The organism is Halalkalibacter sp. AB-rgal2 (assembly GCF_041821005.1).
Lineage (GTDB): Bacteria > Bacillota > Bacilli > Bacillales > Bacillaceae_D > Halalkalibacter.
Window position 1 is genome coordinate 84811 of the sequence record NZ_JBGUAV010000003.1, and the last position, 21886, is coordinate 106696.

Annotated in this window: 23 protein-coding genes; 7 read left to right on the plus strand and 16 right to left on the minus strand. The window is 37.5% G+C overall.

Annotated elements, in window-relative coordinates; translation table 11 throughout:
• Window positions 1-47: 47 nt before the first annotated feature.
• Window positions 48-542: a DUF4190 domain-containing protein gene (locus tag ACERJO_RS03495; protein WP_247105008.1), complete on the minus strand. Its 495-nt coding sequence runs from the start codon at window positions 540-542 to the stop codon at window positions 48-50.
• Between the two features lie 145 nt (window positions 543-687).
• Between ACERJO_RS03495 and ACERJO_RS03500 the strand changes: the two genes are divergently transcribed.
• Window positions 688-1275 carry a hypothetical protein gene (locus tag ACERJO_RS03500; protein ID WP_373646568.1) on the plus strand — a complete coding sequence of 196 codons (588 nt, stop codon included), beginning with the start codon at window positions 688-690 and terminating at the stop codon, window positions 1273-1275.
• Between the two features lie 56 nt (window positions 1276-1331).
• Here ACERJO_RS03500 and ACERJO_RS03505 read toward each other — a convergent pair whose 3' ends face one another.
• The 5 genes from ACERJO_RS03505 to ACERJO_RS03525 all read right to left on the minus strand — a co-directional run bounded on the left by ACERJO_RS03505 (window position 1332) and on the right by ACERJO_RS03525 (window position 4523).
• Window positions 1332-1544 (minus strand): DUF1540 domain-containing protein, encoded by a 213-nt coding sequence (locus ACERJO_RS03505; protein ID WP_373646569.1) that lies wholly within the window; start codon window positions 1542-1544, stop codon window positions 1332-1334.
• A gap of 66 nt (window positions 1545-1610) precedes the next feature.
• A complete protein-coding gene (locus ACERJO_RS03510) occupies window positions 1611-2024 on the minus strand; it encodes a Fur family transcriptional regulator (RefSeq protein WP_247105011.1) in 414 nt (137 codons plus the stop codon).
• Window positions 2025-2070: 46 nt separating this feature from the next.
• The gene (locus ACERJO_RS03515; RefSeq protein ID WP_247105012.1) at window positions 2071-2901 is read right to left on the minus strand and encodes a metal ABC transporter permease; all 831 of its coding nucleotides are present in this window, start codon (window positions 2899-2901) and stop codon (window positions 2071-2073) included.
• Window positions 2894-3748, minus strand: coding sequence for a metal ABC transporter permease (locus ACERJO_RS03520; RefSeq protein ID WP_373646570.1), 855 nt, complete (start codon window positions 3746-3748; stop codon window positions 2894-2896). Before ACERJO_RS03520 ends, ACERJO_RS03515 begins: the two co-directional genes overlap by 8 nt.
• Window positions 3749-3752: 4 nt before the next feature.
• Window positions 3753-4523 carry a metal ABC transporter ATP-binding protein gene (locus ACERJO_RS03525; protein WP_247105013.1) on the minus strand — a complete coding sequence of 257 codons (771 nt, stop codon included), beginning with the start codon at window positions 4521-4523 and terminating at the stop codon, window positions 3753-3755.
• Window positions 4524-4685: 162 nt separating this feature from the next.
• Between ACERJO_RS03525 and ppx the strand changes: the two genes are divergently transcribed.
• Together ppx and ACERJO_RS03535 are read left to right on the plus strand one after the other, a co-directional pair.
• Complete coding sequence (ppx, locus tag ACERJO_RS03530; RefSeq protein WP_373646571.1) at window positions 4686-6233, plus strand: exopolyphosphatase; 1548 nt, start codon at window positions 4686-4688, stop codon at window positions 6231-6233.
• A 67-nt stretch (window positions 6234-6300) separates the two neighbouring features.
• A complete protein-coding gene (locus ACERJO_RS03535; protein WP_247105015.1) occupies window positions 6301-8421 on the plus strand; it encodes an RNA degradosome polyphosphate kinase in 2121 nt (706 codons plus the stop codon).
• Window positions 8422-8455: 34 nt separating this feature from the next.
• On the opposite strand, the gene ACERJO_RS03540 is transcribed toward ACERJO_RS03535, so the two are convergent.
• A complete protein-coding gene (locus tag ACERJO_RS03540) occupies window positions 8456-9526 on the minus strand; it encodes a two-component system sensor histidine kinase NtrB (RefSeq protein ID WP_373646572.1) in 1071 nt (356 codons plus the stop codon).
• 255 nt (window positions 9527-9781) lie between these two features.
• On the opposite strand from ACERJO_RS03540, the gene ACERJO_RS03545 reads away from it, so the two are divergent.
• Entirely contained in the window at window positions 9782-10036 is a 255-nt protein-coding gene (locus ACERJO_RS03545) for a DUF2624 family protein (protein ID WP_247105017.1), read from the plus strand.
• A 225-nt stretch (window positions 10037-10261) separates the two neighbouring features.
• Here ACERJO_RS03545 and ACERJO_RS03550 read toward each other — a convergent pair whose 3' ends face one another.
• Both ACERJO_RS03550 and ACERJO_RS03555 read right to left on the minus strand, forming a co-directional pair.
• Complete coding sequence (locus ACERJO_RS03550; RefSeq protein ID WP_247105113.1) at window positions 10262-11164, minus strand: deoxyribonuclease IV; 903 nt, start codon at window positions 11162-11164, stop codon at window positions 10262-10264.
• 25 nt (window positions 11165-11189) lie between these two features.
• Window positions 11190-12536, minus strand: coding sequence for a DEAD/DEAH box helicase (locus ACERJO_RS03555; RefSeq protein WP_373646574.1), 1347 nt, complete (start codon window positions 12534-12536; stop codon window positions 11190-11192).
• A 298-nt stretch (window positions 12537-12834) separates the two neighbouring features.
• On the opposite strand from ACERJO_RS03555, the gene vrrA reads away from it, so the two are divergent.
• The 3 genes from vrrA to ACERJO_RS03570 all read left to right on the plus strand — a co-directional run bounded on the left by vrrA (window position 12835) and on the right by ACERJO_RS03570 (window position 15086).
• The gene (gene vrrA / locus ACERJO_RS03560) at window positions 12835-13389 is read left to right on the plus strand and encodes a VrrA/YqfQ family protein (protein ID WP_373646575.1); all 555 of its coding nucleotides are present in this window, start codon (window positions 12835-12837) and stop codon (window positions 13387-13389) included.
• Between the two features lie 132 nt (window positions 13390-13521).
• Entirely contained in the window at window positions 13522-14016 is a 495-nt protein-coding gene (locus ACERJO_RS03565; protein ID WP_035343596.1) for a CarD family transcriptional regulator, read from the plus strand.
• Window positions 14017-14144: 128 nt separating this feature from the next.
• On the plus strand, window positions 14145-15086 hold the full coding sequence (locus tag ACERJO_RS03570; RefSeq protein ID WP_247105020.1) for a 4-hydroxy-3-methylbut-2-enyl diphosphate reductase: 942 nt from the start codon (window positions 14145-14147) through the stop codon (window positions 15084-15086).
• 152 nt (window positions 15087-15238) lie between these two features.
• Here the strand turns inward: ACERJO_RS03570 and ACERJO_RS03575 are convergent, their stop codons facing one another.
• The 7 genes from ACERJO_RS03575 to ACERJO_RS03605 form a co-directional block, all read right to left on the minus strand.
• Window positions 15239-16360, minus strand: a complete 1122-nt coding sequence (locus tag ACERJO_RS03575; protein WP_373646577.1) for a Nif3-like dinuclear metal center hexameric protein — start codon at window positions 16358-16360, stop codon at window positions 15239-15241.
• A complete protein-coding gene (locus tag ACERJO_RS03580) occupies window positions 16357-17067 on the minus strand; it encodes a tRNA (adenine(22)-N(1))-methyltransferase (protein ID WP_247105022.1) in 711 nt (236 codons plus the stop codon). Before ACERJO_RS03580 ends, ACERJO_RS03575 begins: the two co-directional genes overlap by 4 nt.
• Window positions 17068-17193: 126 nt before the next feature.
• The gene (locus ACERJO_RS03585) at window positions 17194-17565 is read right to left on the minus strand and encodes a c-type cytochrome (protein WP_247105023.1); all 372 of its coding nucleotides are present in this window, start codon (window positions 17563-17565) and stop codon (window positions 17194-17196) included.
• A 133-nt stretch (window positions 17566-17698) separates the two neighbouring features.
• Complete coding sequence (locus ACERJO_RS03590) at window positions 17699-18223, minus strand: hypothetical protein (protein WP_247105024.1); 525 nt, start codon at window positions 18221-18223, stop codon at window positions 17699-17701.
• Window positions 18224-18317: 94 nt separating this feature from the next.
• Window positions 18318-19436, minus strand: a complete 1119-nt coding sequence (rpoD, locus tag ACERJO_RS03595; protein ID WP_247105025.1) for an RNA polymerase sigma factor RpoD — start codon at window positions 19434-19436, stop codon at window positions 18318-18320.
• A 47-nt stretch (window positions 19437-19483) separates the two neighbouring features.
• Entirely contained in the window at window positions 19484-21271 is a 1788-nt protein-coding gene (gene dnaG / locus ACERJO_RS03600; RefSeq protein WP_247105026.1) for a DNA primase, read from the minus strand.
• Between the two features lie 39 nt (window positions 21272-21310).
• Complete coding sequence (locus tag ACERJO_RS03605; protein ID WP_373646578.1) at window positions 21311-21790, minus strand: YaiI/YqxD family protein; 480 nt, start codon at window positions 21788-21790, stop codon at window positions 21311-21313.
• Window positions 21791-21886: the final 96 nt, after the last annotated feature.

Below are 21886 nucleotides of genomic sequence, written 5' to 3' on the forward strand. Positions count from 1 at the left end.
GCAAAGAAAGGGAGTGCTGTTGCACTCCCTTTCTTCATGATCTCCCGCTAGAAAAATGGTGAAAAGAATACGGTCATAATAATGGAAACCGCACCAATACCAATTGCCCAATTCCCCATTGCATTTGATCCAACTCTCCGTGAAATAAATCCTACAACAATACCTGCTGCACCAAGCAAAATCGGTAAGAAAAACAGTGACAATATAGAAAGTACGATCGCAAATGTGCCGACGCCACGACCCGCAGCTACGTCATTCGGATTAGCTTCAGCTGTTTCTGCATCCTCAGAGCGTCTATCTATTCCAATCCCATTTGCATATTCCATCGCTGTTTCCTCATCGTAATCCTCATCATACGTATATTCAGGAGCATACTCTTCGTCGTAGTTTGCTTCTGAATTAAATTCATCATTCGGTTCTGAACTCAAGCCTTGTCCATTGTCACGACCATCAACATGGTTATTAACCAATGTTAATGAGCGATCATTATCATCGACTAAACGAACAGGCTCATTTTGATTTGGCCCTTTGTTTTCTGCCATAAGAAGTCCCTCCTTTTTGAGATATGTTCGGGGAACAGTTTTAGTATGACTCAACCTTTTCAAAATTATCGGTGTTAAACTTTACAAATTTATAACTAGACCTTGCTTCAAAATTACTGTAAGGTAAAGTTGTTGAGGTGATAATATGAAGAAGAAACGTATGGGTTTTGACATTGACGGGACAGTTACCGATCCAAATACATTTATTCCCTACCTAAATAAGCATTTCAAAAAAAATTTAACGCTAGATCATTTGATTGAATACGACTTAACGTCAATATTAGGTATTACTGAAGAACAATTTTGGGAGTGGATGGGACAGTTTGAAGGAACGATCTATTCAGAAGCTCCGATTGCAATGAATGCAGAACAAACGCTACATGAGTGGAGCAAACATCATGATCTTGTTTACATTACAGCGAGAAGGAAGCATTTAACTGATATTACCCATCAATGGTTTACCGAAAAACAATTACCATTTGATCACATTGAATTAGTTGGCAAGCACGATAAGCTAGACGCCATTAAAGAACACGAAGTAGACATATTTTTTGAAGACAAGCATGATAATGCAGTCGCGATAGCTGAAGAGTTTCAAATTCCTGTCATCTTATTAGATACTCCCTACAATCGCCTACCAGCACCTGAACTCGTCATTCGTGCTACAAATTGGTTAGAGGCAAAGGCATGGGTGGAAAGATGGTTAGCAGAGCAAGCGTTACAACGCCAATAAACATCTTTCACTATAAAAAGAGTGTGGCTAAGCAGAACGCCACACTCTTTTTTATTTTATTTACATTTCGGTTTAAACGTATGACAGCACGTTTGTGCAGGCTCTCGTGCGTGATTCGTTTGCTCACTTAATTCTTCACTAAATTCTGCAGAATAGTCACGTTCAGCATGCGCATCCATTTCCACTAAAATAGCTTCCGCTTGACAACGGTTTCCATTTCCCCAATAAGAACAGTTTGATACATGACACTTCACAACCGGCTTGGCCATTTGTATCCCCCTCCTGATTTTTAGCTTGTACAAGCGAAGGGATATCACCCGTGTGAAGTGTTGGCATTATGACTTACAATCTTCACACTTACCATAAATTTCGAATTTATGTCCTGTCACCTCAAAGTCAGGATATGAACTTGAAATCGAATCCATTGGACAGTTATCAATATGCTTTGTTTTCCCGCATTCTAAGCAAATTAAATGGTGATGGTGAGAGTTCGTAGAACATGTAAAACGAAATCGTTTTTCTCCGTCTAATTCTGTTGTTTCCAATATTCCTAATTCCGAAAACAAAGCTAAATTACGATAAATCGTGTCAAAGCTCATACCTGGGTAATCAGGCTGTAAGAACTCTAACACATCTTTAGCCGACAAATACCTTTTTTCGTTCGCAAATAGATGTAGCATATCCTCACGTTTACCTGTGTGCTTATATCCACGTTCCTTTAGGCAATCCATTGCTTCTGTTACATTCATTCCTAACCACTCCTCTTACCGATGTAGCCTGTATATAATTGACGATTTATTTAAATAGTACCTGCTTTCCTTTCTTATATACTAACACCAAAGTAAGAATAAACAAAGCAACAATCACGATCATCCCACCTGTAGCAATCATAAACTGATAAGAAAGGTACATGCCCATTAATACAGCAAGTTCAGCAAAGATAATCCCATATAAAAGGAGTTGCTTAAAGCTTTTCGCTAATTGAATACTCGTTGCCACGGGAATGACAATCAAAGCGCCTATTAACAAAATACCGACGACTTTAATCGACATCGAAATCATAAATGCTGTTAAAATGGCAAAAATTAAATTGATTGCTCGTACAGGAATTCCTGATGTTTTTGCGAACTCGTGATCAAATGATACGGAAATAAACTCTTTGTATAAAAGTAAAACAACCGATAAGATCACAATTGTCGTTGCTAAAATAAAATAGATGTCACCCATTGTTACACTGACAATGCTTCCAAACAAGTACGAATACCATTCCTGATAGCCCGTCCTTGCTAAGCTAATGAAAATTGCACTCAATCCAATCCCTGTAGACAAAATGATTGGAACAGCTAATTCCTGAAAATCCTTATAAATCAATCGTAGCCGTTCTGTCAACAGAGCCCCTACTATCGCAAACAATAAACCGAAGAAAATAGGACTAACAGATGAAAACCAATGACTCATCGTTCCTAATAAAACACCTGCTGATATTCCTGTTAACGTAATATGTGAAATCGATTCTGAAATAACAGACACTCTTCGAACGAGTAAAAACGAACCAATAATTGGTGCTATCAACCCAATGATCACTCCTGCAACGATCCCACGTTCAATAAATGATAATTCAATCATATAAGTCGACCTTCTTTCTCTTGATTGTCGTTTTTACCGTTAGTGAAAGAAGTAAGATACAAACAGCCACCATCACAATCATTCCACCAGGTACAACATCGAGATAAAAGGCTGAAATAAGACCAACAATAACTGAAAGCTCACCAAATACGATCGAATAAACAAATAATTGCTTAAAGCCTTTTGCAAATCGCATCGCTGCTGCAACAGGTAACGTCATAAGTGCTGATACGAGTAAAATTCCGACGATTCTCATTGAAACAACAATGACTAAAGCCACCATCACAATAAAAATAAAATGAACGAGCTTTCGATTAATTCCTGACACAATGGCTTGATCTTCATCAAAGGATAAAAAGAATAATTCCTTAAAAAATAGTACAATCACAATAAAGACAAAGCCTGTAATGACAGTTATTGTCCATACATCTTGTCTACTGACTGCCATAACAGTTCCAAATAAATATTGAAACAAATCATTATTAAAACCATTTGCTAATGAAAGAAAAACAACACTTAACCCAATACCACCTGATAAAATAATTGGTATCGCAATTTCTTTATAATACGTATACGCTGTTCTCAGCTTTTCAATTAGCAATGAGCCAATAACCGAAAAGAACATCCCCATCGAATAAGGACCAGCAACAGGAAGCTGAGGCCATGTCTTACCGATAAATAAACTTGCAGCAATTCCAGCTAGCGCAATATGAGATAAGGCATCTGCAATAAGAGAGAGTCTCCTCACAACAAGAAAGACACCTAATAGCGGAGCCAAAAAACCAATTAATATTCCTGCATATAGTGCATTTTGTAGAAACTCGTACCGTAAAAACAACTCAACCATTTCGTTAATGACCCCCATGATTATGAGTGAGCAAATGTACGTCATGACCATAAAAGGCCGATAAGTCTTGATTGGCTTCAAAATCAGCTGTGTTGCCATGAAAATGAAGAGACTTATTAAGACAGGCAACATCTGTTACATGATTAGTCATTGCCCCAATGTCATGAGTCACCATAATCAATGTAATGCCTTTTTCACAATTTAATTGATCAAGTAAGGAATAAAATTGCTGTACACTTTTCACATCAACACCAACTGTCGGTTCGTCAAGAATAAGAAGCTCAGGATCACTAACTAAGGCACGAGCGATAAAGACACGCTGCTGCTGACCCCCAGAAAGTTCGCCAATATTTTGGTGAAGATATTCACTCATTCCTACTATTTCAACCGTCTCTCTAACTTTTTGCCTATGCGCTTTTGTTAAGAAACGAAACATCCCCACTTTTCCATACAATCCCATTGATACGACCTCAAATACAGTAGCAGGAAAACCACTATTAAAACTGTTAGCCTTTTGTGAAACAAACCCAATTTTATCCCACATACGAAATTTAGACACTTTCGTACCGAACAATTCTATTTGACCTTGTTGCATCGGTAACAAGCCAAGCATTAACTTAATAAGTGTAGATTTACCAGAGCCATTTGGTCCAACTAATCCTAAAAAGGCTCCCCTCCGTACAGTAAAAGATATATCCTCAAGGACGTTTCGATGATCGTAACGAAAAGAAACTTGATTCATTTTTATGGCTTCATTTAATTGCTGTTTCGTCATCTTTGTCCACCTTCTTTATTCATATTATTGAGTAAGAATAATTACGATTTAAATTGTATCCTTTCCTATTATAGACCTTTTTTGTCATCTGTCCACCCATAAGCTATACTAATGAAAAGTTCCTTCATTTTATTGAAAACTGATTTGGTTAGGAGTGCTAGTATGTCTACTTTATTTGCGATCGTTGATATGGGGTCGAATTCGATACGTCTTGTCATAAATGAAATTGAAAAAAATGGACGTTATAAGGAGCTATATAATTTTAAAACCGTTGCACGATTAAGCTCTCACCTTGATGACCAAGGTATTTTATCGAATAATGGGATTCAATTGATTCTTGATACGTTATCTCGTTTCCAAACCATTTTGAACGCTCACCGAATTAAAAATGTGCAGATTATTGCTACTGCTGCGATGCGCAAAGCTGAAAATAAACAAGAAATTATCAAATTAATAAAAAAGAAACTTAACCTCGACATCCAAATTTTATCTGAATATGAAGAGGCTTTTTATGGTTACTTAGCAGTCGTTAATTCGATGTCAATTGAAACCGGACTTACGATTGATATCGGTGGTGGAAGTACAGAGATTACTTATTTTCATAACAGAAAGCTCGTTTACTATCATAGCTTTCCATTTGGAGCCGTTACGTTGCAAAAGCAGTTCTTTTCTTCTGATCGGTCGCAATCGAAACAAATTCAGCTATTACGAAGGTTCATCTTAAATCAACTCAAGTCCTTATCGTGGCTAAAGTCACTAACAGTCCAATCTGTTATCGGCATTGGCGGGAGTGCTCGTAATTTATCTTTGATACACCAGAGGCAATCACAATATCCACTTACGGGTATCCATCAATATGAATACCCTACAAGCGAACTCATGCAGTTGAACCAACAGCTTCAACGAACGAATTACGAACAGCGTTTAACGATTGATGGTTTATCAAAAGATCGAGCGGACATTATTATACCTGCAGCTGAAGTAATTGCATCCATTGTTCATTATGTTAAAGCCGAAACATTCATTATGAGTCGTAAAGGATTAAGAGACGGCGTCTTTTATGAAGAATTACTACGTAAGATGGAAACAACCTTTTTTCCTAATGTCGCTGAGGAAAGTTTATTTCAATTAGCAAAATCCTACGAAATACAATTGAATCAAGCTAATCAAATTCATTTCATCGCAAAGAAATTATATGAACAACTCTCACCTCTTATGGTGAAGCATAATGAAGATGAAACCTTGCGCATCCTTCGTTATGGAGCGAATGTTTTTTATATGGGGCAATACATTAATCAGGAAATGAGTAGTCAAAATACGTTTTACTTGCTAACAAACATGACCATTGATGGTTTAAGTCATCAGGAACGGCTCGCGATCGCTTTACTTGCATCCTTCAAATCAAAATCTCAGTTACAAACATACGCGAAGCCTTTCAAAAAACTTTTATCTAAGACCCATTTGAAATTATATGAAACATTAGGTGCTATTTTAAAAATCGCTTATGTCCTTGATTGTACACATCAAAAAGCCATTATCGATATCGGACAAATAAAAAAAGGTAAAACAGGCTACGTCATTCCTATTATTTATAAGAATGACCCTTACTTTGAGCAATTTTACGCAGACAAATATATAAAACATTTAGAAAAAGCGCTAAAACACTCCTTTGCCTTACATTTTCAAGAGGCTACCGTTCTATCTCACTAATCTTTACATAAAATTTACAATCGAATGTTAAAATGAAGTAATGAACTGTAGAGGAAGGTTGAGTTACATGGTGCAAAGTCAAAATGATACTAAAAAAATAATGATAGACCTTGAAAACCCAGCTTATTATAACAATCGAGAATTAAGTTGGCTTGCATTTAATGAACGTGTATTAGAAGAAGCTATTGATGAGCGAAACCCTTTGTTAGAACGACTTAAATTTTTAGCCATATTTAGCTCAAATCTTGATGAATTTTTTATGGTCAGAGTGGCTGGACTCCAAGACCAAGTAAAGGCAGGGTTTAATAAACCAGAAAACAAGGCTGGATTAACACCTAAGCAGCAGCTTAGTCGCATCTCGAAAAAAAATCACGCATTAGTGCAATTACAAGATAACGTGTTTACTGAAACATTGCTACCGATGCTTTACCATGAAGGATTTCAATTCTTATCTATTGATGAATGTGATGTTGAACAACTTTCCTTCCTAGAGGATAAGTTTCAGCACTACATTTTCCCAGTTTTAACACCAATGGCAATAGACGCCTATCGACCTTTTCCAATGCTTCTTAATAAGAGCTTAAACCTCGCTGTCTTATTAACGAAGCATGGTCAATCAGACCGTGATCAGCTCGCTATCGTTCAAGTTCCTGCAGTACTAACAAGATATATACAGCTACCTGAAACAAAAGGTAAGGAACAATATATATTACTTGAACATGTCATTAGCCATTTTATTTATCAATTATTCAAGGGATATACTGTGAAGTCCGTTTCACCTTTTCGAATAACAAGAAATGCCGATTTAACGATTCATGAAGAGGGCGCTCGAGACTTGTTAAGTGAAATTGAAAAGGAACTAAAGAAACGAAAATGGGGCGAGGCAGTCCGCCTTGAAATGCAAGAAGGAATGATGGATCAAAATGTTCTGCATTTGCTTCAAGATGTACTTGAATTGCACGAGAATGATATTTATTCGTTACAAGGGCCTTTAGATCTTACCTTTTTATTTAAGCTTTATAAACAACTATCTATAGAACATGAGCATTTAGCCAATGAAACATGGATTCCACAACCTCCAGAGGATTTAATTGGTGAAGAAGATATTTTTGATGCTATCTCAAAAAAAGATATTTTCTTACATCATCCATATGAGTCCTTTCAGCCTGTCGTTGATTTCATGACTAAAGCGGCTGATGATCCAAATGTATTAGCCATTAAACAAACGCTCTATCGTGTGAGTGGCGATTCACCGATCATTCACGCATTAGCACTCGCTGCAGAAAATGGAAAACAAGTGACCGTCCTAGTCGAGTTAAAAGCACGCTTTGATGAAGAGAATAATATTCAATGGGCAAAAAAACTAGAAAAAGCTGGCGTTCACGTCATTTATGGCATTACTGGCTTAAAGACACATAGTAAAATTACGCTCGTTGTACGTCATGATCACGGACAAATTCAAAGATTTGTTCATTTAGGTACTGGTAATTATAATGATTCGACGGCAAAGCTATATACCGACATGGGGCTATTAACTTCAAATGAGAAGATTGGTATTGATGCAACGAATTTTTTTAATCATTTAAGCGGCTATAGCGAAAAGCCTAATTGGCACTTTCTATCTACCGCTCCACTTGATATTCGCGATACGTTCGTCATGCTTATAGAACAAGAGATTCAAGCTCATCTCGAATCAGGAAACGGACGAATTATCGCCAAAATGAATTCACTTACTGACAAACCGTTGATTTTAAAGCTATATGAAGCTTCTCAAGCCGGAGTAGAAATAGATTTAATAGTAAGAGGAACTTGCTGTCTTCGCCCAGGTATCGAAGATGTGAGTGAAAATATTCGTGTGATCAGTATCGTTGACCGTTTTCTTGAGCATAGCCGTATTTTTTATTTTCATCATGGCGGAGACGAAAGGTTCTATCTGTCTTCGGCAGATTGGATGACACGCAATATGGAAAAAAGAATCGAAATTCTCTTTCCGATTATCTCACCTTCCATACAAGCGCGAATTAAAGATATTTTAGAACTCACCTTAATGGATAATATGAAAGCACGTGAACAAAAACCCGATGGAGATTATCAATACATCGAACGCCCCGCTCAAAAGCAACCGATACAAAGTCAACTGTACTTCTATGAAATGGCTTCCCGTTTTTTTATAAGCGACGCTGAATAGGCAAAGACGGTTCCTCCGTCTTTGCTTTTCTTATTTATTGGCTTTCCCTTTCCATATGTGTTGGTATAGTAATAGTCACCGTTGTACCTACATTATACGTACTTTTAATTTGAAAGCTACCACCATGATCCTCAACAATTTTTTTACAAAGGGCAACTCCAATACCCGTTCCACTTTTTTTAGTTGTGAAAAAAGGGCGACCGATTTGAGCAAGAACGTCCTCAGGAATACCTTTTCCATTATCCTCAACTGAAATCGTATAGTATTCGTTATTCAAAGTAGTCTGAATATGCAACCTGCGTTCTACGTGCTCCTGTTCAAAAGCTTCAATTGCATTTCGTAAAAGATTTAACATGACTTGCTTAATCATTGATTCATTTACAAGAACTTTAACCTCTGACTCAATAAATTGATACGATAAATGAACGTTATGCAATAAACATTCTGATTTCATAATCTCGACTAATGACTGCATAATATCCAATGGTGAATGAATATTTCGACCACTTTTCTTCTTTGATACCGAAAGAAAATCTTCTATAATCGCATTCATACGATCAAGTTCAGATAAAATCGTGGAATAATATTTTCCATAATCGTTTGTTAAATTAGATAGCTGCATAAATCCTTTGATGACCGATAATGGATTACGTAATTCGTGAGCAACACCTGCAGCAATATGTGACACCGCTTCCATTTGATGATGAAAGGTTAATAAATTTTGAAACTGCTTTTGTAAACTTTTGTCTTCTATACAAATGATCACACGATCCATCGAGTAAGGTAATGCTTTCACAGAGTAAAGATTTTCTTCTAGTTCACATTCTACTGTCACACGTTCCCCACTCATCAATACTTTTTTTGTAGCAGTTTTCATAGCTGAAAAAATCGGATGACTTAATTCCATTTCAGTTAATGATTTGTGTACAACATTATTTTCTTCAAGACGTAACGATTCTAAAACCGAATCATGACATTTAACAATATACAGCTGGTTATTTACTTCAAGATAAGGAATGCCAAGATACTCCATCAACTTGTAGTCTGGTTCATTCGAATGACCTTTTTTTATGGATATGATCGAATTCATATGAGATGCATCCATTAAATATCGCACTCCTTTTTTTACCTTTGTAAAGCAATTTCTATCACATTCCACAAATTAACAAGGCTATACATGCACATGTATTCATTAATAAACTTTCGACTAACTTTCTAGAAAATCCTTTTTTTTACTTAAATTATTTCTAGTTTTTCGAATTATACTCTTTGATTAAATCACCATTTATGATCGTTTTCATATGCTAAACACATAAGCGTAGCCCATTTTATCATTAAGTATGTTGAAAGAGGTGTCCTGATGAATAGTATTATGCAACAGCTTGTTAATCAGAAAGTTAATTCGATCACATCACCTGAACTTATTCAATTAGCAAAGCAATATAACGTTGCTTTAAGTAAATCACAAGCAGATAAAGTGATCACTATTTTACGTTCAGAACATATTAATGTCGCTGACCAAGCACAACTCGAACGCATGCTACATCGTCTCCAAACGGAAGTCGATCCATATGTCACATCCGTCATTCAGCAGCTTTTAAAGCAATTTCTATAGGCGTTGTGCGAAGCCGTTACAACGATTTTAAGGGTTGTTATGAATTTGGGTTCTTTCAAATATCGTGTAACGAGTGAAGCGATTACCACCCGCGAATTCACTTGGATCTTCTTTGATTTCTCCGTAACCACTTCTGTAAAATATAACGTTTTCATTTTTATAAAAAAACGTTTAGTCCGCTTCCTCGCATAGACTAAACGTTTTTTATTTTTAAATGGGATATCACTATCCATTTGCACCGATAATTTTTTCAAGCAAACTATTTTCAAATTCACCTTTTGTTAACATTTCAATTTCATGCTTATATGGTGGTTTTTTGTTTTTCTTATCTTCTCCAACATATGGCGTTTCCAAAATTTTTGGAACGTCTTTTAATTGTGGGTGGTGCACAATATAATGAAGTGCTTTATAACCAATATGACCAAAGCCGATATTTTCGTGACGATCTTTCGCTGCTCCTCTTTCATTTTTACTATCATTTACATGTAATACTTTTAATCGATCTAATCCAATAATGCGGTCAAACTGATCTAATACACCATCAAAATCTTCTACAATGTTGTAACCCGCATCGTGTGTATGACATGTATCAAAACAAACAGATAACCTCTCATTATGAGTAACACCATCCATAATAGCAGCTAATTCTTCAAATGAGCGCCCACATTCAGAACCTTTCCCTGCCATTGTTTCTAAAGCAATTTGGACATCACGCTTTTCTTCAAATACTTCATTTAATCCTGAGATAATCTTTTCAATTCCTGCTTCTGAACCTGCTCCAACATGAGCGCCTGGATGCAGAACAATTTGCTTTGAGCCTAGCGCCTCTGTCCGTTCAATTTCAGAACGCAAAAACCGAACTCCCAATTCAAATGTTTCTGGTTTAGTTGTATTTCCAATATTAATAATATACGGTGCATGAACGACAATGTCGGACATGCCATTTTGTTTCATATGCTCTTGTCCTGCTTCTATATTTAATTCATCAATGGCTTTTCTTCTTGTATTTTGCGGAGCACCTGTATAGATCATAAACGTCGTAGCGCCATATGATACAGCTTCTTCACTTGCACCTAATAGCATTTTCTTTCCATTCATGGATACGTGTGAACCAATTTTCAATGTCATCATTTCTCTCTCCCTTTAGGCATTGCTATTTTTTCTGTCTTCTTTGTCGCCTTGCTTGTTCATCCTGTAATCGCTTTGCTTTTTTCTTATATCCTGGTTTTACTCTTTTTGGCTTAGCAACAGCTTTTCCACCTGTATTAACCTTCTCCACTTTTTTATGTGGACGGCTATCTTCTGTTTGACGATTTATACTTTTTCTCTTTCCAGGAACCCCTAATGGTGGTCGATCTAGCATGATCCAGTTTCCTTGCTTATAATCAGCGTACGTAAATGAAATACCTCTCTTTAATAGCTTCTCAATCGCCTGTTGATCCTCTGATTCAAAAATAGTAAAAGCAATACCATCTGCACCAGCACGCGCCGTTCGGCCAACACGATGAATATAAAAATCTAAATCTTGAGGCAAATTATAATTAATAATATGACTTACTCCTTTAATATCAATACCTCTTGCTGCTAGATCCGTTGCAACTAAATATTGAACCTTCACCTCATTAACAAGTCTCATCACTTGTTTTCGTGCTCTCGGTTGTAACCCGCCATGCAATTTCTCTACATTTAGGCCCTCATGCAGCAGCCTATTTGCAACCTCATCAGCTTGTTCCTTCGTATTTGTGAATATAATCGCTAAATATGGATTAATTGATTTCGCTAACTCAGCAACAAAGTCTAATTTAGCTCGATGACGTAACGGTACAATTCGATGTTCTATTTTTTTCGCTGCCACTTGATTAGGTTGAACTTGTACATGACGTGGATCATTCATATATTTTTTCAAGAAAGGCTGTAGCTTTTCAGGAATGGTCGCAGAAAACACCATCATTTGCAACTGTTCGTCCATCCTAGATGCAACTCGATCCACATCATCAATAAAGCCCATATCGAGCATTTGATCAGCTTCATCGACAACAAGCATTTTTGCTGTATGAACATGAAGAACTTGATCTTGCACTAAATCAGCTAATCGACCTGTCGTGCCTACGACTATTTGAGGCTGTACTTTCATCCCTTCAACAATTCGCTGTCGATCCGTACCACCGACTAATAACTTTACATGAACACGCTGTTCCTCGTTTGCGACATCAACGAGATTCTTTAACTCATTAAAAAGCTGAGATGCTAACTCTCTTGTAGGCGCTGTAATGACAGCTTGTACTTCATGTCTTGCTAAATCAATCTTATCAATGATCGGTAATAGAAAAGCCAACGTCTTTCCTGTTCCGGTTTGAGATTGTCCAATCACGTCTTTTCCACTCTTAATTGCCGGGATAAGCCGCTCTTGAATATCTGTTGGAAGCTGAAACCCTTGTTCACTTAACGCTTCAATTAAATATGATTTTAGGTTAAATCGTTTAAAATTATCTGCTTTCATATCAATTCCCACTTTCTCCTGCATCATCGCAATAGTTCATTTTACCATACTCTTTTATAGCTTGGCTATAATCACAGCAAGTATCACATATGCATATAACTATTTATAAGGAATCTGATAAGAAAATTGGAGTAGCAGCTTTTCTTAATTGCGTTGTACGTAATCACTATAATGATTCTGAGTTGCTAAAAACGTGACCTAACTTCAGATCCACGTGTAACGTACGAAGCAGACACTCTTCACAGAATGACTTACTGCTCTTTTATTTAATAAATGTCTATTGAAAGGAGTTTCGATTATGCATCAATTTGGACCACCATTTGGCTCAATTCCTATGCAATCAGCTATGACAAGTGGTATGATTCCACCAACCCCTCCTCCATCTTTCCCTGGGTCAGCAGCAGGTTCACTTTTATCGGGTGGAGGTGGTGGTGGGCTTTTATCACGTCTTTTCGGTTTAGGTGGCGGAGCTTCTCAAACAATGGGAGGCTTAATGGGAAGTGGCCTTTCATCTGCCACAGGTAGTGGAATGAATTTAACAACAATGCTTACAAATGCTCAACGTATAGTCGGTCTAACACAACAAGTCATGCCAATGGTTCAACAATATGGCCCTTTAATCCGCAATATGCCGATGATATGGAAGATTATGAGAAGTTCTGATAGTTCTGATGACGGCGAAACAGTATCCGGCAACGAAGGTGTGGAAGATCATAACACCTCTACCGCCGATTCAGAGGGAACCACGCCCGTTACAGTAAAAGAAGAAGTAGAGGTTACGTCCAAACTGTCTAAACAATCAAACAAAAAAACAACAATCAATGGAATTCCTGCTCCAAAATTGTATATTTAAATGAATTTTGCATATGAATAGAATAGACTTTTTAAAATTTAGTAATTGACAAACAAACCCTATCAGTAGTAAAATTTACTTTTTGTATTTTTTTTGGTATAATAAAGGTAATACTCGATTGGAGGAATGCCCATGTTTAATGTCGGCGACCATGTTGTCTACCCTTTCCACGGAGCTGGAACAATAAAGGATATTGAAGAGAAAGACGTATTAGGTGAAATCCTTTCCTACTACATTCTTCATTTTCCACTAGTTGATGTGACGTTAATGCTCCCTGAAAACCGTATTAATGATTCTGGTTTACGAAAGGTGATTGATCAATCCGAACTAGATTCACTTATAGAAGCCTTACAAAATGGACCTGACTTACCGCCAACTACAAGTCATTTCTCTCGCGAAACCGAAAATTTATTAAAAAGTGGTAGTATCATCGATGCTGCACACTTAATATCGTCTCTTTCACGTAAACAGACAGAAAGAGCAAACGGTCTCCATATTCAAGATCGGAATCACCTGCAAAAAGCCCGACAGATGATTGCAAGTGAGCTTGTTCTTGTCAATGATATGTCTGAAGAGCAAGCATATGAATTTATTGATGATGCTTTACTTGAAATGAAACAAGCGTAAGGATTGTCACATTCGATAAACTCCTTTATACTAAAAGAATAAATAAGCATAGAGATGTTTCAACTAATCATTGGAGCATCTCTATTGTCTTTGTATACCGTTGGAAAACAACGAGGAGGCCAAAAGCTATGAATGTTAAGAAAATATCTCCAAGAGGCTACTGTTACGGCGTTGTCGATGCAATGGTTCTTGCTCGCCAAGCAGCAGCAAACCTAGATTTACCTCGCCCTATTTATATTCTCGGAATGATTGTCCACAATAAGCATGTAACAGATGCATTTTCTGAGGAAGGAATCATCTCATTAGATGGACCAAACCGATTAGACATTTTACAAAAAGTTAATAAAGGTACAGTCATCTTCACGGCTCATGGGGTTTCTCCAGAAGTCCGTAAGCTAGCAAAAGAAAAAGGCTTAACAGTCGTAGATGCAACGTGCCCTGATGTAACCCGTACTCATGATCTCATTAAAGAAAAGCAAGCTGAAGGGTATGAGTTCATTTATGTTGGAAAAAAAGGGCATCCTGAACCCGAAGGCGCCATAGGGGTTGCTCCACAAGCAGTCCATTTAGTAGAATCTGTGGAGGATGTAGAAACATTGCACCTAAGCTCTTCTAAAATCATCATTACAAATCAAACGACAATGAGTCAATGGGATGTAAGTGACATTATGAAAAAAGCGATGGAGCTATACCCCCATGCTGAAGTTCATAATGAAATCTGTTTAGCCACTCAAGTTCGTCAAGAAGCTGTTGCCGAACAAGCTAAGGAGTGCGACCTTGTAATAGTAGTAGGTGATCCTAAGAGTAACAATTCAAATCGTTTAGCTCAAGTATCTGAACAAATTGCTGGTACGAAGGCTTATCGAATTGGAGATTTATCTGAATTGAAATTGGAGTGGCTTTCAAACGTCGAGACTGTTGGAGTTACTTCAGGAGCCTCTACACCTACTCCTATAACGAAAGCAGTTATTACCTTTTTAGAACATTATGATGTAAGTAAAGAAGTGACATGGGAAACACAACGCGAGATTAATCTCAAGAAAATTCTGCCTAAGGTAAAATTGAAATAAGCATTGACTCTTAATGGGTTTCCTTGGACAAACTGAGGAACACCTCCCCAAGTGTTATCAACAAAAAATAAGCGAAAACGTAAAAACGCTATTGAGAGTCATTTCTCAATGCGTTTTTACTACAGATGAGTTAACTTGGCATCCTATCCATTTTACACAAATTGAAATGGATCTGTATGTATTTTTGATGCGATTACTTCCGTTGAAGCTTTTTTCTCGTGAATAACATTTTCAAAGAAGTGTTTAACGGACTCCTTCATAATTTTCTCTACATTGTGACCAGGATCAACAACGGATAAACCAGCCATCATAGCATCATGAGCAACATGATAGTATACATCACCCGTTACGATAACATCTGCTCCTTTAAAAACCGCATGATTTATGTATTTATTTCCATCTCCACCTAAAACAGCTACCTTTTTGATCGGAGTTTGAAGGTCACCAACGACACGCGCACCTTTCACACTAAATACTTGCTTAACATGTTCCGCAAAGACTTCCAAAGAAATTTCCTTCTCCAATACTCCAATTCGCCCTAACCCTAACACATTACCTGTGTTATCAAGTGGATAAATGTCATAAGCAGGCTCTTCATACGGATGAGCTTTTATTATTGCATTGAGCACCCTCTTCTTCATAGTCACTGGAAGAATTGTTTCAATTTTCACCTCTTTCACTTCCTCTAGCTTTCCTCCGCGTTCACCAATATGCGGGTTCGTACTATCACCAGGTAGGAAACGACCGATACCTTTAGAGGAGTAACTGCAATGACTATAATCGCCAATGTTCCCTGCTCCTGCTTCCCCTAAAGCACATCGTATATCCTCTTCATGACTTTCCGGTACAAAAACAGCTAACTTTATTAAATCAACGGACTGTGTAGGGGCCAATACATCTATATTTTTTAACCCTAATGCCTCAGCCATCCTATCATTCACACCACCTGGAGCCACATCCAAGTTTGTATGAGCTGCATAAATCGTAATATCATGCTTTATCGCTTTTTCAACAATTCGGCCATGAGGTGTATCTGTATCAATTTTCTTTAACGGTCTAAACAAAAGTGGATGATGCGCAACAATTAAATCCACCTTTTCATTAATCGCTTCATCGATTACTTCTTCAAGTACGTCCAGTGCCACCATAACCTTGCAAATCGGCTTGTTTAATGTACCAATCATTAATCCATTTCTATCCCCTTCAACTGCATAGGATTTCGGTGACCACGCCTCAAACTCTTGAATAAGCACTTGTCCATTTAACGGTTTCATTGAATGACCTCCTCTACCATCTCAATTGTTTTCTTTAGTTCCATTTTCTTTCTTTGTATTTCCTTATCTTCCTGCTTTGCTTTTTCAAGTGATCGTATAATACGTTTCCAGCCTTCAATTTCAAGCTCCCACTTTTTCCTGAAGACAGATGATTTTTCTTTCATTAAATACGGACCTACTAGCATTTTCACTTCTTCATTGTCTAAATATATCTCTTGATCATCTCCACGTTCAGCTACAAGGATTTCATAAATCTTACCATCTTCTTCTATAATTGATTCATGAATAAGCTTCCAATTTCGTCTTCTTAGCCAGTTACGAACTAGATGTGCTGTTACATTTGGTTGTAAAATGAGCCTTGAAACCCCGTCAAGCTTATCCTTTCCTTCTTCTAATATCGTTGAAATGAGTCCTCCCCCCATTCCGCAAATTGTAATGACATCAACTTCACCTGACATCATGACATTTAAGCCGTCGCCCTTTCGCACAGAAACATCTTTCTCTAAACGTAAACGTTTCACTTGAGCTTTAGCTGATTGATAAGGCCCTTCATTCACTTCTCCTGCCACTGCAAATTTCACTTTATTGTGCAGGCTTAAATAACACGGTAAGTAAGCATGATCTGAACCAATGTCTGCTAACATAGCACCTTCTGGAACTTCCTTTGCAACTGCCAACAACCGTTCTGACAATTGAATTGCATTCACGGCATATCCCTCCTTTCCTTTTTCAGTGCCCGCGAATATATTTTTTGTGCCTTTTAAACACTCTTTTATAGGAAAAGAAAAGGTATTTCAAAAAGGATCCCTCCCTTTTAAAATACCCCCTTCTCATTATTCAGACTCTGATAATAAATATTGTGCAATCGCATCTGCCTCTAGATCACTCAAATTATCAAAAGCAGGCATCGTACCAGGTCCTGTATGAATAATATCAACGATCTCTTCGGCTGTTAGTTCTCCTTCAAGAGCATTCAATGCAGGACCAGATGTCCCCGCTAAATCTCCGCCATGACAGGAAATACATGAACGCGAATATAATTCTTCTCCTGCTACGATTGGGTCATCAATGACAATCTCTTCTTCTGCTTCTTCGTCTGAATCCATTTGTGCTCGTTGATCCATCGCCCAAAATGATAGGGCTACCATTAATAAAATTCCAACAATTGCTGTTATAGCAAAAGGTAATAGTGGTTTTCCTTTCAATGTCATATCCTCCTTCAATTGTAATGAAAGCTCGTCAAGTTATGTAGACGTTAATAATTCCCTATCTCATTCTACTGTAAAATGAAATGAAAGAAAAGGGATTGTCTCTAGTTTTGCTTTTTTTGTCACTCTTTTATCGAATATAGATGACAATCGCTAAAATGAAAGCCATTACTCCAGAAAGGAAAAATAATTTTGATTTCCATTTCCAACCTATTAATGCCCAGATTAACCCATTTATAAGTGTTGCCAATCCTAAAACAAGCATATGATTTTCCATTATGGCAAAGCCTATTTGCATCATCAATAAATAAACAATCATCACAGCCATTAATTGATATAGACGAGCGAGTACTAATGAATGCTGTTCGACTTGCTTAGCAATCATAAAAATAGCTACAGTAAAAATAATCGCAATTCCGATTTGCAATAATAATGGAAATTGAGTAAAATAAAAGATAAGAGCTGTTAACAAAAACATAGCGTACACCATTATTAACGGAATTAGAGTGAATTTTTTAAAGAAGCCTTTTTCACTAGCTCCTTCTCCTTCCATATATAAGGTTAATAAAAAATCACAATAATGCTCTGGTAACAGCTTAGAATTTCGCCAATGCTTAATTTCTTGAATAACGATTTCTTTTCGCTCTTTCCTCATGTTCTCCTCCTGGATTTAAAAGAAAAGGACTGTTCTTTTGTTTAAAAGAGAACAGCCACTTGTGATCTACCTATTACTCCTTTTAACCTAGAGCTTATTCTAAGAAATCCTTTAATCGTTTACTTCGACTAGGGTGACGAAGCTTTCGAAGTGCTTTCGCTTCAATTTGTCTAATTCTTTCACGAGTAACCCCGAACACTTTCCCAACTTCCTCAAGTGTACGTGTTCGACCATCGTCTAAACCAAAACGCAGACGGAGCACATTTTCTTCACGATCAGTTAATGTATCTAGTACATCCTCTAATTGTTCTTTCAAAAGTTCATATGCTGCAGCATCTGACGGAGCTAAAGCCTCCTGATCTTCAATGAAATCTCCTAAGTGTGAATCATCCTCTTCACCAATTGGTGTTTCCAATGATACAGGCTCTTGGGCTATTTTAAGAATCTCACGAACCTTTTCAGGAGTTAATTCCATCTCCTCTGCCACTTCTTCAGGGGTAGGCTCACGACCAAAATCTTGTAGCAATTGCCGTTGCACACGAATAAGCTTATTAATCGTTTCAACCATATGAACGGGAATTCGAATCGTTCTTGCTTGATCTGCAATCGCACGAGTAATCGCTTGACGAATCCACCATGTTGCGTACGTACTAAATTTAAACCCTTTATCATAGTCAAATTTCTCAACAGCCTTAATTAAACCCATATTGCCTTCTTGTATTAAGTCAAGGAAAAGCATACCACGACCAACATAACGCTTCGCAATAGAAACAACAAGACGTAAATTAGCTTCAGCTAATCGGCGTTTCGCTTCTTCATCTCCTTGCTCAATTCTCTTTGCAAGTTCAATTTCTTCTTCAGCTGACAAAAGCGGTACTCGACCAATTTCCTTTAAATACATACGAACAGGATCATTTATTTTTATACCAGGAGGAACACTTAAATCATTAAGATCAAATTCTTCCTCTTTCTCAGTCTGTTGCAGACTTGGCACAACATCATCAGAATCATTGGAAATTTCAACACCTTGCTCTCCAAGGTATTCAAAAAATTCATCCATTTGTTCCGAATCCTGGTCAAAAGCGGCTAATTTCTCTGTAATTTCGGTATATGTTAACACACCGCGCTTTTTCCCTAGCTCTACTAATTGTTCTTTCACTTGATCGATTGATAATTCACCTTCCGCTAACGGACGTAATGGCTTATCAGTCATTCGATCCCCTCCTTCCATTGTTCCAACCAACGCTTAATTTAACTTTCTTACAGCATCTGCTTCAGTCGTTGAATTTCTGTAAGCATCATTGCTGCTTTTATTGGATCCTTTTCTTTCTTCACTTCAAGTTCCTTCTGCTGTAACTCTACCCGTTTTGGATAAGTTTCAATCCATCTCATGTAATCATCAAGCTCTCGTTCGTCATATTCATCATTGACACTAAGCAAAGTAAGCTCAGTTGCTAATCTTGTCAGTTGTTCATCCGTCAACTGCTGGATAAACAAACTAGGGTCAGCCTCATAGCCTTTAGCATAATAAGCAAATAAATAAGCAGCTAAAGCTTGATGCTCATCAACATTAAAAGCACCACCGAGTCGACTTTGGACAACTTCAGCAACATGTTCGTCTCTTAACATGTGTGCTAGTAATATCCGCTCTGCATTTTGATATGCTGGCAAGAGCTTCTTTGTTTCAAACACTTGCTTTCTAACGTTGATAACATCTGACTTCTCTCTTTTTGATTGACCCTTCTTTTCTCGAAAAAGGCGATATTGCTCTTGCTTCAATGCCTCTAATGAAAGAGAAAATTCATCAGCTAGCTGGCGAATATAATGATCTCGTTCAACAGCTTTTTTCAAGCTTGCAATTTCACTTAGAACCACTTCAATATATCTCATTCGCTCAGATTCATCTTGAAGATTTCGACCTTGCCGTAAGTACAACATTTTAAATGCCATTAACGTAAGACTTGACCCTATTACATCCGTTTTAAAACGTTCTGCACCGAACGCTTGAATGTAGTCATCGGGATCATAACCGTCAGGCATTTTGGCAACCTTAACGATACAACCTTCATTCTGTAAGATTGAAGCATTCTTATAAGCCGCTTCTAATCCCGCCGCATCAGAATCATAACAGAGAGTCACCATTTCTGCATTACGGCGCATCATTCGAGCTTGTTCTTCTGTTAGTGCTGTCCCAAGTGTTGCTACACCGTTCGTTACACCAGCAGACCAAGCAGCTATGACATCCACATACCCTTCAAACAAAACAATAGAGCTTTGCTTTCGTATTGAAGACCTGGCTAAATGCAGTCCATATAATGTTTGACTCTTATGAAAGATAGCTGAATCTGAGCTGTTTAAATATTTTGGTTTTTCGTCTGATATCGTTCGCCCACCAAACGCGATAACTTGACCTTTAGCATCCCAAATCGGGAACATGAGCCTATTACGAAATCGATCATATGTCCCACCGTCTGACTCACGTTCGCCTAATAAACTAGCTTCAACCATCTCTGCCTGATTAAAATTTCTCTTTGTTAATAACGTCGATAACGCATCCCACCGATCTGGTGAAAAGCCAATTTGAAAATATTCAACCTGCTCTCTAGTGAATCCTCTTTCTTCCACGTATTCTCGACCTGGTTTTCCTTCTTCAGTCAGCATCAGTACATGATGATACATTTTTGCAGCTACGCTATGTGCCTTTTTCATATTCTGCTGAGGTTTAGAAACATTCGTTGAATGAGTTCCTTCAATAGAAACATCGATATTTGCTCTTTTCCCAAGTTGAACTGCTGCTTCAACAAATGACAAATTTTCTAGCTCCATTAAAAAGGTAAAGGCATTTCCTCCAGCACCACACCCAAAGCAATGATACAATTGCTTATCAGGTGATACAGAAAAAGAAGGAGTTTTCTCTCCATGGAATGGGCATAATCCACTATATTGTCGACCTTGCTTTTTCAATTGAACATGATCACTGATTACATCGACAATATCAGTAGAACGTCTGATTTGTTCAATGACTGAATCTGGAATACGAGTCGTCATTTGATTCATCTCCAACATGCATTTATTCGAGCTTTTTTGCTATAATCCTGCTTTTTCCTCTAAAATTTCTTTCAGGCTCGCCTTAAATTGATCTCGATCCTCCTGTTTATAAGGTTTTGGTCCTTTCGTACGCCTTCCCATTCTCCTTTGTTTTTGAGAAAGAAAGCGCACATCTAACAATTGATCCATATCTTTCTCCGTGAATTCTTTACCTCGTGGTGACAAAACATACATACCTTTAGCTAGCAATAATGACGCTAGAGCATGGTCTTGTGTCACACATATGTCGCCTTTTTTTGCATGGTTAGCTACATATAAATCGACTGCTTCTTTTTCTTCATCGACCGTAACTATTTTTGCTGGTTTTGGTAAAGACAAAAAATGCGCATAGGAGGATACAAATACCATTTCTACTACATACGCTTTGCACAAATCAACGATTTCATTTTTCACAGGACATGCATCAGCATCAACATATACTACGATTGGTGAAATGTTCATATTACTATCATTCAACATCCCTTTCAAATTTCCTGCTTCAATCGTAAAGAAATTGGTTGATTTTTGTCGATTGTAAAATATAATCTCTTCCCCGCTCGTTTTCCTTTACTATCT